General features: G+C 71.5%; 11 protein-coding genes. 2 read left to right on the forward strand and 9 right to left on the reverse strand.

Annotated features, from left to right (window positions below):
• Window positions 1–130 precede the first annotated feature (130 nt).
• A complete protein-coding gene (locus tag ACH5AC_RS25875) occupies window positions 131–1,786 on the forward strand; it encodes a sodium:solute symporter family protein (RefSeq protein WP_398864553.1) in 1,656 nt (551 codons plus the stop codon).
• Window positions 1,787–1,882: 96 nt separating this feature from the next.
• On the forward strand, window positions 1,883–2,212 hold the full coding sequence (locus tag ACH5AC_RS25880; protein WP_398864554.1) for a hypothetical protein: 330 nt from the start codon (window positions 1,883–1,885) through the stop codon (window positions 2,210–2,212).
• Window positions 2,213–2,252: 40 nt separating this feature from the next.
• On the opposite strand, the gene ACH5AC_RS25885 is transcribed toward ACH5AC_RS25880, so the two are convergent.
• From ACH5AC_RS25885 to ACH5AC_RS25925, 9 genes are all read right to left on the reverse strand, one after another.
• On the reverse strand, window positions 2,253–2,942 hold the full coding sequence (locus tag ACH5AC_RS25885; protein WP_398864555.1) for a LuxR C-terminal-related transcriptional regulator: 690 nt from the start codon (window positions 2,940–2,942) through the stop codon (window positions 2,253–2,255).
• Window positions 2,943–3,133: 191 nt separating this feature from the next.
• Window positions 3,134–4,912, reverse strand: a complete 1,779-nt coding sequence (locus ACH5AC_RS25890) for a PQQ-binding-like beta-propeller repeat protein (RefSeq protein WP_398864556.1) — start codon at window positions 4,910–4,912, stop codon at window positions 3,134–3,136.
• 89 nt (window positions 4,913–5,001) lie between these two features.
• The gene (locus ACH5AC_RS25895) at window positions 5,002–6,879 is read right to left on the reverse strand and encodes a PQQ-binding-like beta-propeller repeat protein (RefSeq protein WP_398864557.1); all 1,878 of its coding nucleotides are present in this window, start codon (window positions 6,877–6,879) and stop codon (window positions 5,002–5,004) included.
• A 312-nt stretch (window positions 6,880–7,191) separates the two neighbouring features.
• Complete coding sequence (locus ACH5AC_RS25900) at window positions 7,192–9,003, reverse strand: ABC-F family ATP-binding cassette domain-containing protein (RefSeq protein WP_398864558.1); 1,812 nt, start codon at window positions 9,001–9,003, stop codon at window positions 7,192–7,194.
• A 112-nt stretch (window positions 9,004–9,115) separates the two neighbouring features.
• Window positions 9,116–10,261 (reverse strand): peptidoglycan recognition family protein, encoded by a 1,146-nt coding sequence (locus ACH5AC_RS25905; protein WP_398864559.1) that lies wholly within the window; start codon window positions 10,259–10,261, stop codon window positions 9,116–9,118.
• A 144-nt stretch (window positions 10,262–10,405) separates the two neighbouring features.
• The gene (locus ACH5AC_RS25910) at window positions 10,406–11,314 is read right to left on the reverse strand and encodes a 4-(cytidine 5'-diphospho)-2-C-methyl-D-erythritol kinase (protein ID WP_398864560.1); all 909 of its coding nucleotides are present in this window, start codon (window positions 11,312–11,314) and stop codon (window positions 10,406–10,408) included.
• Window positions 11,311–12,213, reverse strand: a complete 903-nt coding sequence (gene rsmA, locus ACH5AC_RS25915) for a 16S rRNA (adenine(1518)-N(6)/adenine(1519)-N(6))-dimethyltransferase RsmA (RefSeq protein ID WP_398864561.1) — start codon at window positions 12,211–12,213, stop codon at window positions 11,311–11,313. The genes ACH5AC_RS25910 and rsmA overlap by 4 nt, the downstream gene beginning before the upstream one ends.
• 108 nt (window positions 12,214–12,321) lie before the next feature.
• Window positions 12,322–13,737 (reverse strand): ubiquitin-like domain-containing protein, encoded by a 1,416-nt coding sequence (locus ACH5AC_RS25920; protein WP_398864562.1) that lies wholly within the window; start codon window positions 13,735–13,737, stop codon window positions 12,322–12,324.
• A gap of 131 nt (window positions 13,738–13,868) precedes the next feature.
• Entirely contained in the window at window positions 13,869–14,747 is an 879-nt protein-coding gene (locus ACH5AC_RS25925) for a TatD family hydrolase (protein WP_398864563.1), read from the reverse strand.
• Between the last annotated feature and the right edge of the window lie 22 nt (window positions 14,748–14,769).

Below are 14,769 nucleotides of genomic sequence, written 5' to 3' on the forward strand. Positions count from 1 at the left end.
GCTCTCCATCCGTACACCAGGCAATGCTTCAAACAGAACCGAACACATCAAATCACAAATCCCCACGTCGGTCACCATCACAACCGCACAAAGAACACCAGGCACCGTAAGAAAGCTGGGTGAGGTCCGGATGCAGCTGCGTCTCCCCGTGAACGCGCTCGACTACACGATCCTCGGCATCTACTTCGTCGTCGTCCTCGGCATCGGCTTCGCCGCCCGCAGATCGGTGAAGACCAGCCTCGACTTCTTCCTCTCCGGGCGCTCCCTGCCCGCGTGGATCACCGGTCTCGCCTTCATCTCGGCCAATCTGGCCGCCACCGAGATCCTCGGCATGGCGGCCAACAGCGCCCAGTACGGCGCGTACACCGTGCACTGGTACTGGATCGGCGCCATCCCGGCCATGGTCTTCCTCGGCCTGGTGATGATGCCCTTCTACTACGGCAGCAAGGTCCGCTCGGTGCCGGAGTTCCTGCTGCTGCGCTTCGACCGGGGCGCGCATCTGCTGAGCGCGCTGCTCTTCGCGTTCGCCGCGATCCTCATCGCCGGGGTGAACCTGTACGCCCTGGCGATCGTCGTCGAGGCGCTGCTGGGCTGGCCGCAGTGGGTGGCCATCGTGGTCGCGGGCTTCTTCGTGCTCGCGTACATCACGCTCGGCGGTCTGTCCTCGGCGATCTACAACGAGGTGCTGCAGTTCTTCGTGATCCTCGCGGCGCTGATCCCGATCGTCGTCCTCAGCCTGAAGAAGGCGGGCGGCTGGGGCGGCCTGAGCGACACCCTCACCGCCCGGCACGGCGACGACTTCGTCTCGGCCTGGGGCGGTACCGGCATCGGCAGCGACAACCCGCTCGGCGCGAACTGGCTGACCATCGTGCTGGGCCTGGGCTTCGTGCTGTCCTTCGGCTACTGGACGACGAACTTCGCCGAGGTGCAGCGCGCCCTGTCCGCGAAGAACCTCTCGGCGGCCCGGCGCACCCCGCTCATCGCCGCCTTCCCGAAGATCTTCATCGTGTTCCTGGTCATGATCCCGGGGCTGGCGGCCGCGGCCCTCGTCCCGGGCTTCGGGGCCGCCGGCTCGGGCTACCAGTACAACGACGCCATCCCGTACCTGATGGAACAGCTGCTGCCCAACGGTGTGCTCGGCGTCGCGGTGACCGGTCTGCTGGCCGCCTTCATGGCGGGCATGGCGGCCAACGTGTCGTCCTTCAACACGGTGTTCACCAACGACGTGTGGGCGCGCTATGTGGTGCGGGGCCGCGAGGACTCGTACTACGTGGGCTTCGGCCGCCTGATCACCGCGCTGGGTGTCCTCGCGTCCATCGGCACGGCGTTCCTGGCGTCCTCGTTCTCGAACATCATGAGCTACCTGCAGACGCTGTTCAGCTTCTTCAACGTGCCGATGTTCGTCGTCTTCATCATCGGCATGTTCTGGAAGCGGGCGTCGATGAAGTCCGGCTTCTGGGGGCTGCTGGCCGGCACCACCGCGGCGATGGTGAACTACTTCGTCCTCTACAAGCAGGACGTCATCTCCATCCCCTCCGACCAGGGCGCCAACTTCGTGTCGGCGATCGCGGGCTTCGTGGCGGGCGCGGTCGTCATGGTGGCGGTGTCGCTGTTCACCGCGCCGAAGCCGGACCACGAGCTCCAGGGGCTGGTCTACGGCACCCGCTCCCCGGGGATGGCCGAGCCGCCGGCCGAGGGCGACGACGCCTGGTACCGCAGGCCGGCGCTGCTGGGCTGGGGCGCGGTGATCCTGGCGGCCGCCTGCTACATCCCGTTCTCGTTCTGATCTCCACCGGTCCCTTCTGATCCCCTTCCGATCCCGTTCCGATCCCGTTCTGACCCCGTTCTGATCTCTGCAGATCTCGTTGGCGAGGAGACCGACATGGCCGAGCACTCCGACGACCATCACTACTCGGAAGAGGACGTCCAGCGCGAAGTCACCGACCTGGAGGGCAAGTCGGCGACCGCCGCACGCATCTTCGACCTGCGGCGCATCATCGGCGGCCTGTTCGTCGTCTACGGCGTCATCGTCACGGTCACCGGCCTGACGGACGACGACGCGGCCATCGACAAGGCCGAGGGCGTGCACATCAACCTGTGGACCGGCCTGGGCATGCTGGCGCTCGGTGTCTTCTTCCTGGTGTGGCTGAGGCTGCGGCCGATGGCACCGCCGACTCCGCCGACTCCGCCGTCCTCCGAGAAGCAGCCGTAGGTGTCCCGCGGGGGGCCGGTGCCCACGGCCCCCTCCCGGCTCAGGGGTCGGTCTGCTGCAGGGTGTAGGGGCCCGCGCGGTCGAGGAGGCCCGTGCGCGCCGCCAGGGCCGCCGCCTCCAGCCGGGAGCCGACGCCGAGTTTCATCAGAACGCGCTGCACATGGGTGCGGGCCGTGGAGGGTGCGATGCCCATCCCCGCCGCGATCAGCCGGGTGTCCTCGCCGTCGGCCACCCGGACCAGGACCTCGACCTCCCGCGGGGTGAGCATCTGCAGCAGCCGCTGGCCCTCGTCGTCGGGCTGGGCGGCCGGGTTCAGCAACTCGCTGAAGGCGCCCTGGAGCAACTGCGGCGCCACCGCCGCCTCACCCGCCCTCGCCTTCATGATCGCCCGCTCGACGCCCTCGATGCGCTCGTCATGCCGTACGTAACCGGAGGCACCCGCGGCGAACGCGGCGGCTATGCCGCGCGGGTTGGGAACCGGGCCCAGGACCAGCACCGCGACCTGTGGCCGCTCCCGTTTGATCCGTACCACCGGATCGAAGATCCCCGGCTCGGCCGGTGTCGCCGTCCCCAGCAGGCACACCTCCGGCGCCCGGGCGATCACCAGGTCCGCCGCGCCCGCGGCGGGCGCCGCCGCGGCGAGCACCCGGTGCCCCCTCAGCTTCAGTGCCGAGGCCAGCGCCTCGGCGAGCAGTCGGTGGTCGTCGACCACCATGAGCCGCACTCCCACGAGCAACCCCCCAGTCCCCCCATGGATGCCCACTACGGACACGGACACACAAGGGCGCGGGCTGCCCCCCAGGCACCCCGCCCTTGTCTGCCCCCGGAAGCTACACGCTTGTTCGACGTTGCGCTTCCCCTACTGGTGAGAAGTGCCCCGGATCGAATGGACTTTTTGGTATTCCCATGAGCTGGGTTGGTTCAGCCGGCCCTGCCGAACGCGACCGCCAGGTACTCGGTCTCGCCCTCGCGCCGGGGCGCGTCGGCGTACACCTCGGCCATGTAGAGGCGTCCGTCGGCGTACAGGACCTCGGAGTACTCGACCGAGAACTCCGACTCGATCTCCCGTACGGCCTCGGTGCCCGGGTTCTGGGTCAGCGTGGTCATCTTGAACGTGGCGCCGTCGATGCTGACGACCTTTCCGCCCTTGCCGTACGGCGGCTCCAGGTAGGCGAGCACATTGCCGCCGTCCATCCGCAGCGGCGTGATCGTCCAGCCGTCGCCCGAGTCGGCGCGCTGACCGGTCTGCTTGCCGGTGGCCAGGTCGAAGGCGACGACCTCGTTGCTGCGGCCGTTGTCGCCGGAGGAGTCGTGCTCCTCCGTCGGCAGGTACAGCCGGTCGTTGCCCACGGCGATGCCGGTGCAGTCCTCGACCCGGTTGATGCTGTCGCAGTCCGCCGCGAAGTCGTCGCCCGGGGCGGAGATACGGGTGCGCAGCTGGCCGGTCCTGTTGTCGATGGAGAAGAAGTCCGAGATACCGCTGCCGTCCCCGGCGCTGTCGCCGACGTCGGCGGCCACGACCAGCGGGTCGGTCGAGACGACGCTGGCGTACTCGATGTCCTGCGTCATCTTGTACTCGGACTGCACCTGGCCGGAGACCGGGTCGATGGTCTGGATGTGCAGCTGGGGCGCGTCGTAGCTGCCGCACTTGCGCACCGCGACCAGCTTGGCGCCGCCGCCGTACCCGGCGTCGTGGCAGGTGTCGGACGTCTTCGGCTGCCACAGCAGCTTGCCGGAGGCGATGTCGAAGGCCGCGCCGCCGTCGTTGCTGCCCACGGCGACGGTGGTCGCGCTGACCGTGACATTGTCGAATCTGATCGGGTAGTCACCCGCGTTGACCGTCTTCGTCCAGAGCTTCTTGCCCGCGGCGAGGTCGAGCGCCGCGACCTCGCTGCAGCCGGACGAGCGCCTCTCCTTGGTGGGCATCGCCGGCTCGTGGACGATCGCCGTCTTGAAGTCCTTGGTGAGGTGCGGGGTGGCCTCGCACACCGGGCCGGGCAGTTTGATCGTCCACAGCTTCGCGCCGGTGTCCCGGTTGTAGCCGACGACCTCGGCGACACCGCTCTTCACATACGCCGTGTCGGTCAGCCACGAGCCGTCCACGGCGATCGTGTCGTCCTTGCCGACGGGCGGCATGGGCACCTGGAAGAGGACCTTCGTCGCCGGGTCGGACGGCACCTTCTCGGAGCCGGAGGCGGTGCCGCCGCCCGTGTCGCCCTTGCCGTTGTCGCCGCCGGTGCCGCCGGACGTGGCGGTGTCGTTCTTCTTGCCGTCGTCGCCCTCGGAGGAGGCGTACCAGATGCCGCCGCCGACGATCAGCGCGATCGCGACGACCGCCGCGACGATGATGACCAGCGGCGCCTTGGAGTTACCGCCGCCGCCGGCGGGCGGGACGGGCTGGGTCTGGAAGGGCATGGTGGGCTGGCTGTGCTGACCGGGGTAGCCGTAGCCGGGCTGGGGCGGGGTGGGCTGGGCGGGCTGGCCCGGGTAGCCGTAGCCCTGGGGGGTGGGCTGGGGCGGCTGGGCGGGGTAGCCGTAGCCGGGCTGGGGTGCTTGGGGGGCCTGGGGTGCTTGGGGGGCCTGGGGGTAGCCGTAGCCCGGTTGCGGGGCCTGCGGCGGCTGAGGCGCGCCGAACGCGGGCGGCTGGTCCGGGGGTGTGCCGGGGCCCTGCGGGGGCTGGTGGGGCGGCGGGGTGGTCATGGTGTGGGTACCTCGGGAACGTACTGAGCCGGATGCTCGGGAGGACGGGGCGGCGGGGCTGGTGTCGGGCGGGCCGTGGCTCGCCCGCCTCACTTGCCGTAGGCGAGCATCAGCTTCTCCTTCTCGTCGTCGCCGCCGTCCAGCGAGGTGCTGGAGATGTAGAACCGTCCGTCGACCCAGTCGATGTCACGGCGGAAGAAGCCGCTCTCGATCTCGCTGGTGCTCTCCGGCAGCTGCAGCAGCTTGACCGGCGTGTGCGCGGTCCCACCGATCGGGATCGACACCACCTGACCGGGTGCGCTGTACGTCGCCTCGACGTACGCCACCAGGTTGCCGCCCTCGATCTTCAGCGGCAGCATCGACGCGTTGCCCGGGGACTCGGCCCGCCACTTCTCCTTGCCGCCTGCGAGGTCGATCGCGACGATCTCGTTGGGGCCGGTGGTCCGGGCGGTCGGCAGGTAGAGGGTGTTCGCGTCGGCCACCACGCCCGAACAGCTCGCGAGATTGCTTCCGAAGACGGAGAACAGGCCGCCGCACTCGGGGGCGAACTTCTCGTCGACGCCGACCTGGGAGCGGATCGTGCCGTTGGCGTTGAGGGCGGAGATGTTCCAGGTGTTCTTGTCGTCGTTGGTGCTGAAGACGACCAGCGGGTCGACGGAGAGCGTGTTCCGGACCTCCCACCCCTTGTCGATCTTCCAGGTCCACTTGACGTTGCCGGTCGCCGGGTCGAGCTCATGCAGCTCGTCGTGCTCGGTGGCCTTGCTCGCGTCACAGGACGCGGCCATGATCAGCCGACTGCCCCCCGCGAACCCGCTCGGGAAGCACGCGGAGCCGTACCTCTTCTTGTCGTACAGCTTCTTGCCGGTGCGCACGTCGTACGCGGTCCCGGACTGCGAGCGGCCCACCATCAGCGTGTTGCCGGTCAGGGAGAGGCTGATGCTGCTCGTGCTGTCGAACAGCGCGCCGTCCTCGACCTCGGCGGTCCAGCCCTTGGCGCCGGTGTTGAGGTCGACCTGCTGGAGCTGGTTGCACTCGGCCCCGCTCTTGGTGCCGTTCTTGTACGCGATGACGACCTTGCCGTCGGCCGTCGCGTCCCGGGTGACCGCGCAGATCTGCTGCGGGAAGGTGAGGGTCTCCCAGGTCGGCCTGCCGTCACCGACGTTGTAGCCGACCAGCTCCTTGTAGGCCGCCTTCACCGCGGTCTTGTCCGTGATCCACATGCCGGGGGCCTCGGCGCCGGAACCGGGCGCGTCGGGCGCCTCCTTGTACCAGAGCACCTCCGCCTCGCCGGGCTTGCGGCCCTCGTTGAAGTTCTCCGGGTCCTCGCCGCCGTCGCCGCTGCCGTCACCGGGGTTGACCGGGCTGTCGGAGGCGGACGGCTTGCCGTCGTCGCTCTTCTCGGCGACCGGCTTCTTCTCGTTGTCGTCGTCGCCGCCGCTCGTCACCGCGAACACCGTGCCGCCGACCACGAGCAGTCCCGCCACGGCGGCCGCGATGACCAGCGCGGGGCGGCCCTTGAAGGGGTTGCGTGAGCCGCCGGGCGCGCTCCCCGGCGCACCGGGGACGCCGGGCGCCCCCGGGCCTGAGGGGTACTGGGCCGCCGCCGGGTAACCGTAGCCGGGCTGCTGGCCGTACGGTCCCGGCTGCTGCGGTTGGCCGTAGGGGCCGGGCTGTTGCGGGGCCTGACCGTACGGGCCGGGCGCGGGGGGCGCGTTGTAGGGGCCGGGCGCGGGCGCGGTGCCGTACGGGCCGGCGGGCGCGCCGGGCGCGGGCGCGCCGGGCTGCTGCGGGTAGCCGTAGCCGGGGGCGGGCTGGGTGTGCGGGGGCTGCGGTGCCTGAGCGGGCTGGGCCGGCATCTCCGGGGCGCCGAAACCGGGGGTCTGCGGGGCCGGTGGGGCCTGGGGTGGTTGGTCCTGTGGTGCTCCGAAACCACCCTGATGCGGCGGCTGGTCGGGCGGCTGAGCCATCAGCGTCTTCCCCCTCGTTCACTGATTTTTAGCCACACCCTGAGGTTCGCGTGGGATCCCAGAGGCGTCTTCATACAGTTCTCAGACGGCTCTTTCTATCACCCGGGCCCGACCCGGCACCGGACCGCATCCACCCCTGTACCCAAGGGAGAACCGGCCCGTGATGCCCTCGTTACGCGCCTCCACGCCCCCTTCACACGGCCCACGCGCCTCCGTCGCGCGCGGGGCGTGAAAGGGGCACGGGGAACTGCGCGACAAGCCCACGACGGCCCGCAGACAGCCAACGGCCGGAACCGGCCCCCTCGTGGGGCGCTACGCCTCCTCGGCCAGTTCAAGCCAGCGCATCTCGAGTTCCTCGCGCTCCCCCGCCAACTCACGCAGCTCCGCGTCCAGTTTCGCGACCTTCTCGAAGTCGGTGGCGTTCTCGGCGATCTGGTCGTGCAGCCTGGACTCCTTGTCGGAGATGCGGTCCAACTGCCGCTCGATCTTCTGGAGTTCCTTCTTGGCTGCGCGCTGGTCGGCGGCGCTCTTCTCGGTCCGCTCGGCGGCGGGCCTGGCGGCGGCCGGGGCGGCGGCGGCCGCGGCCTCCTCCATGCGCTGCCGGCGCTCCAGGTACTCGTCGATGCCGCGCGGCAGCATCCGCAGCGTGCCGTCGCCGAGGAGGGCGTACACGCGGTCGGTGGTGCGCTCGACGAAGAACCGGTCGTGCGAGATGACGATCATCGAGCCGGGCCAGCCGTCGAGGACGTCCTCGAGCTGTGTGAGTGTCTCGATGTCGAGGTCGTTGGTGGGCTCGTCGAGGAAGAGGACGTTGGGCTCGTCCATGAGCAGGCGCAGCAGTTGGAGCCGTCGGCGCTCACCGCCGGAGAGGTCCCCGACCGGCGTCCACTGCTTCTCCTTGCCGAAGCCGAACGTCTCGCACAGCTGACCGGCGGTCATCTCTCGGCCCTTGCCGAGGTCGACGCGCTCCCGCACCCGCTGCACGGCCTCCAGGACCCGCCAGTTCGGGTCGAGTTCGGCGACCTCCTGGGAGAGGTAGGCGAGTTTCACGGTCCTGCCGACCGCGATGCGCCCGCCGGCGGGCTGTGCCTCGCCCTCGGTGCGCGCGGCCTCGGCCATGGCGCGCAGCAGGGAGGTCTTGCCGGCGCCGTTGACGCCGACGAGACCGATGCGGTCACCGGGGCCGAGCTGCCAGGTCACGTGCTTGAGCAGGACCTTGGGCCCGGCCTGGACGGTGATGTCCTCAAGGTCGAACACGGTCCTGCCGAGCCGCGAGGACGCGAACTTCATCAGCTCGCTGCTGTCCCGGGGCGGCGGCACGTCCGCGATGAGCTCGTTGGCGGCCTCCACCCGGAAGCGCGGCTTGGACGTCCGCGCGGGCGCGCCGCGCCGCAGCCAGGCCAGCTCCTTGCGGACCAGGTTCTGCCGCTTGGCCTCCTCGGTCGCCGCGATCCGCTCACGCTCGGCGCGCGCGAAGACGTAGTCGGAGTAGCCGCCCTCGTACTCATGGACGTCGCCGCGCTGGACGTCCCACATGCGTGTGCAGACCTGGTCGAGGAACCACCGGTCGTGCGTGACGCACACCAGGGCCGAGCGGCGGGTCTGCAGATGCCGGGCGAGCCAGGCGATGCCCTCGACGTCGAGGTGGTTGGTCGGCTCGTCGAGGACGATCAGGTCCTGCTCCTCGATGAGCAGCTTGGCGAGCGCGATCCGGCGCCGCTCGCCGCCGGACAGCGGTCCGATGACGGTGTCCAGCCCCTTGGGGAAGCCGGGCAGGTCGAGCCCGCCGAACAGCCCGGTCAGCACGTCCCGGATCTTGGCGTTGCCCGCCCACTCGTGGTCGGCCAGGTCCCGGATGACCTCGTGCCGTACGGTCGCCGCCGGGTCGAGGGAGTCGTGCTGGGTGAGCACGCCCATGCGCAGCCCGCCGGAGTGCGTGACCCGCCCGGAGTCGGCGTCCTCCAGCTTGGCGAGCATCCGGATCAGTGTCGTCTTGCCGTCGCCGTTGCGGCCGACGACACCGATCCGATCGCCTTCGGACACGCCGAGCGACACGCCGTCCAGGAGTGCACGGGTGCCGTACACCTTGCTGACGTTCTCGACATTGACCAGGTTGACGGCCATCTCACTCCTGCGCACGGGGCTGTGTCGGATTGCGGCTCCGCCGCGTGGGTCGGCCTCCCAGCGTAATGTGCGCCGAGGGCCGACCCGTCCCCGCAGGTCACAGGGGCTGCGGTCAGCGGGATGCGGCGGCGCGGACCTCGGTGAGCAGGTCGTACATGGTCTGCCCCGGGCACTCGGTGTCGAGCCAGTCGCGGTGCCCGCCGACGGTGGGCACCTCCTTGGTCACGCCGTTGACCGGGTTGGTGTACGTGATCGTCGCCTGCGGGGCGAGGCCCTTGAAGCGGGCGATCACCCGGATCAGCCGGGTCAGGGACTGCTTGGCGGCGTCCGTGGGGCCGCTGTCGGTGAGGGTGCCGATCAGGGCGATGCCGAGGTTGCCGGAGTTGTGGCCGCCGGTGTGGAAGGCGGTGACGAGGTCGCCGTCCGGGTCGAAGGCGGGGATGCCGTCGTCGCCGGAGTAGCGGCCCTCGTAGACGGTGCCGGCCTCGTCGATGAGGAAGTGGTAGCCGATGTCGCCCCAGTCGAGGGTGACCGCGTGGTACTCGTAGATCGCGCGGACGGTGGCGGCCGGGTCGGGGTCGTCGTTCGGCGTGTCGGTGTGGTGGACCGTGATCGTCTGGAGCGGGTAGTACTGCTCGGGGGAGTTGACCTGCCCGTCCTTGTACCGCTTGGACTCGTCGGCGCCCCAGGCCGGGCGGGACTGGTAGCGCACGCCACGCATGCGCGTGGGCTCCGACGGCACGGGGAAGGTGCGCCCGGGGCCGTCGGTGCAGTCGATCGCCAGGGAGCGCACGCCCGTCGCGCTGTCCGGTGTCCTCACCTCGTACGCCGTGGCGTTCCCGGCCGCGACGAGGGCCGTACCGCCGCCGTCGACGGTGGCGCAGCCGCGGCCGAGCGCCTGCCAGGTGCCGGGCGAGGCCGTGCCGTTGGTGAAGCGGATCCCGGCGTCCTGGGGGATCCCGGCGTCCTGGGGGCCGCTCCAGCGGACGCCGACGTAGGAGGCGGCGAAGGCGGTGGTGGCTCTGCCGGTGCCGGTGGCCGCCTCGGTGCGGGTGGCGGGGAAGGTCTCGGGGGTGGTGCCTGCGGGCGTGGGGGCGGCGGCGTCGGCGGGGCTGTCGGAGTTCCCGGAGCCGTCGGTCGCCGCGAAGACGACCGGGGTGAGGGCGCCTCCGGCGGCCACGGCTCCGGCGGTGCCGATCAGGCCGCGCCGGGAGAGGCGCTTCTTCCTGCGGTGGGAGGGTGCGGGGGGTTGGGACACGGAAGTCGACCTTCCAGCCGGTCACTTGACGGACGCCCGCCGGGGATCGACGGGCTGCTTGAAATGTCAAGTGAGCCTAGTCGTCAGGGCGTTCCCTTCGTACTGCGACCGCAGTACTTCCCGTGGAGATATGGCGAAGAACGTTCAGCGTTGATCGACCTCGACGACGGTGGCGCCCGGCGCCGGTCCGGAGGCCGTCCGCACCGACCGGCACGTGCCCGACGCACGCAGCGCCTGCGCCACCTTCGCCGCCGACTCGGGGTCGCGCACGAGGAAGGCCGTGGTGGGGCCCGAGCCCGAGACGAGCGCCGTGAGCGCCCCCGCCGCGCGCCCCGCGTCGAGGGTGTCGGCGAGTTCGGGGAAGAGGGAGAGCGCGGCCGGCTGGAGGTCGTTGGACACGGTGGCCGCGAGGGCGTCCGCGTCGCCCTTGGCGAGCGCGTCGAGCAGTTCCTGGGAGGCGATGGGCTCCGGGATGTCGGTGCCCTCGCCGAGCCGGTCGAACTCGCGGAAGACGGCCGGTGTGGACAGCCCGCGCGAGGCCATCGCGAACACCCAGTGGAAGGTCCCGCCGACCTGGACAGGCGTGAGCTCCTCGCCCCGCCCGACGCCGAGGGCCGCCCCGCCGACGAAGCTGAACGGCACGTCGCTGCCCAGTTCCGCACAGATGTCGAGCAGTTCGTCGCGGCGCGTGCGCGTACCCCACAGCGTGTCGCAGGCGAGCAGCGCGGCCGCGCCGTCCGCGCTGCCGCCCGCCATGCCGCCGGCGACGGGGATGTCCTTGACGATGTGGAGGTGCACGTTGGGCGTACGGCCGTAACGCTCGGCGAGCGTGACCGCCGCGCGCGCGGCGAGGTTCGTCCGGTCCAGGGGGACCTTGCGGGCGTCCGGACCCACGCAGGTGACGCGCAGCTCGTCGGCCCAGGTGACCGTGACCTCGTCGTAGAGGCCGACCGCGAGGAAGACGTTCGCCAGCTCGTGGAAGCCGTCCGCGCGGGCGGCGCCCACCGCGAGCTGGACGTTGACCTTGGCGGGCACGCGCACGGTGACGCTCACACGGCCTCCCTCGGGGGTGCGGGGGTCGTCCCCCGCAGTGCCGCGGCTTCGGCGATGCGCGCGAACTCCTCGACGGTGAGGGCCTCTCCGCGCGCCTGCGGGGACACCCCGGCGGCGACCAGCGCGGCCTCGGCGGCCGCGGCGGAGCCCGCCCACCCTGCGAGCGCGGCCCGCAGCGTCTTGCGCCGCTGGGCGAACGCCGCGTCGATGACGGCGAACACCTCCTCCTTGGAGGCCGTCGTCCTGAGCGGCTCGCTGCGGCGGACCAGGGAGACGAGCCCGCTGTCGACGTTCGGCGCGGGCCAGAAGACGTTGCGGCCGATCGCGCCGGCCCGTTTGACCTCGGCGTACCAGTTGGCCTTCACCGAGGGGACGCCGTACACCTTCGAGCCGGGCGCGGCGGCGAGGCGGTCGGCGACCTCCGCCTGCACCATCACGAGGGTGCGCTCGATGCTCGGGAAGGTGTCGAGCATGTGCAGCAGGACCGGCACCGCCACGTTGTACGGCAGGTTCGCCACCAGGGCGGTCGGGGCGGGGCCCGGCAGCTCGGCGACGTGCATCGCGTCGGAGTGCACCAGCGCGAAACGGTCGGCCCTGTGCGGCATGCGAGCGGCGATCGTCGCGGGCAGCGCGGCGGCGAGGACGTCGTCGATCTCGACGGCGGTGACCCGGTCGGCGACCTCCAGCAATGCGAGGGTGAGGGAGCCGAGCCCCGGCCCGACCTCGACGACCACGTCGTCGGGCCGGACCTCCGCGGTCCGGACGATACGGCGGACCGTGTTCGCGTCGATCACGAAGTTCTGGCCGCGCTGCTTGGTGGGACGCACGCCGAGGGCCGCCGCCAGTTCACGGACGTCGGCGGGGCCCAGGAGGGCGTCGGGGGTGGGGCTGGTGCTCACGGGACAAGACTACGGGGGTCCACCGACAGCGCCGGACCGCACCGGACCGCACCGGACCGCACCGGGCGGCACCGGATCGGGCACGGCGCCACCGCCGTCCGCCGGGCCTCAGCCGTGCAGCCGCTTCCCGCAGCGCGGCCAGGGGCTGGCGCCGCGCCGCAGATAGAGCTTCTTCGCGCGGTACGTCTGCTCGGCCGCCGGGGCGTCCTGCGGCCGTCCGCTGCCGCCGAGGCTCTGCCAGGTCCGCGTGTCGAACTGGTACAGCCCGCCGTAGGTCCCCGACGGGTCGACCGCGTCGGGCCGCCCGCCCGACTCGCAGGCCGCGAGCCCCTGCCAGTCGAGGCCGTCGACGCCCCGCACGGACGCCGGTATCGGCTTGGTGCCCACCTTCACCACCCGCGCGCGCGGCTCACGCACGACCTCCGTCCTCACCCGCCGCGGCTTCTGCTTGACGCCGTTGACGGTGCGCAGCAGGTACGTGATCCTCCTGAGCCCCGGCTGTCCGGCCCGCTCCACCACCTCCGTGCCCTTGAACAGCGAGGGGTCCCCGACGCGCCGCACCTCGAACGGGATCGCCTCCTCGTGCACCTCCTTGCCGCGGGTGATCCGCAGCACGGTGACCGTCTGGCCGTCGCGCGGGAAGCTCCCGGGCGCCACCGAGGTGGTGTCCTCGCCACGCAGGGTGATCCCGGCCTCCTCCACGGCCTCGCCCACGGTCGCCGCGTTGGTGCGGACGGTGCGGGCGCGTCCGTCCGCCATGATCGTCAGGGAGCGCTCGGTGCGTACGTCCAGCGTGAGTCCCTCGCGTCCGATGCGCCGGGAGCGCGAGGTGGACAGGTACGCGCCCTCCGCACGCACCCCGAGTTGTTCGAGCGCCGCCTCCACGGTGCGCGCCGTCGTCCACACCTCGTGCCGCTGCCCGTCCAGCGTGAGCCGCAGGGGGCGCCCGTAGTGCACGGCGACCTCGTCGCCGCTGCTGAGCCCCGCGCCGGGGGCGGGCGCCACCACGTCGTGCGCCCCCACCTTCACGCCCTCCTGCGCCAGCAGTTCGGTGACGTCGTCCGCGAAGGTGTGCAGGGTGCGCGGCTTGCCGTCGACGGTCAACTCGATCGCCTTGTCCTTGGCGACGAAGGCGGTGGTGCCGCCGGCGAGGAAGACGACGACGAGCGCCTGCGGCAGCAGGCGGCGCATGGCGGAGTCGGAGCGCTCGGCGTACCGCGCCTTGCGCCGGTGCGTGGCGCGCCGTCCCACTCCGGCGCGCACAACGGCCTCCGGCGCCCCCGGCGCACGCTCGGGCTCGAGCGGCGCGTACGACTCGTACGCGGGCTGGTAGGTGTCCTGGTACACCCCGGGCATGCCGTACACGCGGGGCGCGCCGCCGCCGTCAAACCCCTGCCTGCCCTGTACCCCCTGCCCGATGATCTGCGCGCTGTGCAGGTGGGCGTACGGACCGGGGCTGCCGCAGGGCTCGCACTCCGGGTGGTGGGCGTAGTGCGCGTTGCGCGCGTAGGGAGGGTTGCTCACGCCGACACGCTCCAGGGGTCCGGTGGGAACAGAGGTCGGTCCGGATCGGGCCCACAGAACCTAGCGGCTGGCCGGTCACTCTCCAAAGCGACGCGACTACGGACAGTTGTGCAGTCATCGGCGGCGGGCCGTCAGTAGCCGAAGGCGCGGGCCGTGTTGGCGCCGAGGGCCGTCGCCAGGGTGTCCTCGTCGATGCCGCGCACGGCGGCCATGGCGCGCACCGTGATCGGCACGAGATACGGGGCGTTGGGCCGTCCGCGGTACGGCACGGGTGTGAGGAACGGCGCGTCGGTCTCCACCAGGAGCAGCTCCAGGGGGGCCACGGCGACGGCGTCGCGGAGGTTCTGGGCGTTCTTGAAGGTGACGTTGCCGGCGAAGGACATGAAGTATCCGGCGCGGGCGCAGATCTCCGCCATCTCGGCGTCGCCGGAGTAGCAGTGGAAGACGGTGCGCTCGGGGGCACCCTCCTCCTTGAGGATGCGCAGGACGTCCGCGTGGGCGTCGCGGTCGTGGATGACGAGGGCCTTGCCGTGCCGCTTGGCGATCTCGATGTGGGCGCGGAAGGACGCCTCCTGCGCCTCCTTGCCCTCGGGGCCGGTGCGGAAGTGATCAAGGCCGGTCTCGCCGACGCCCTTCACGTGGGGGAGCGCGGCCAGGCGCTCGATCTCGGCGAGCGCCTCGTCGAGCGCCGCCTGGCCGCCCGGTTCACGCGCGCCCTGCCGGGACCAGCCGTCGGGATCGCCGTGGACGATGCGCGGGGCCTCGTTGGGATGGAGGGCGACGGCCGCGTGGACGCTGTCGTGCGCCGCCGCCGTCTCGGCCGCCCACCGCGAGCCGCGCACGTCGCAGCCCACCTGCACGACGGTCGTCACGCCGACCGACGCGGCCTTCGCCAGGGCCTCCTGCACCGTGCCGGACTGCATGTCGAGGTGGGTGTGGGAGTCGGCGACCGGCACCCGGAGGGGCTCCGGGAGCGGCGGCACCGCGTTCTTGTCGGCGTTCGAAGGCATGTCCCGATCCTACGGAAGGGCA

The organism is Streptomyces sp. NPDC018693 (assembly GCF_044391385.1).
Lineage (GTDB): Bacteria > Actinomycetota > Actinomycetes > Streptomycetales > Streptomycetaceae > Streptomyces.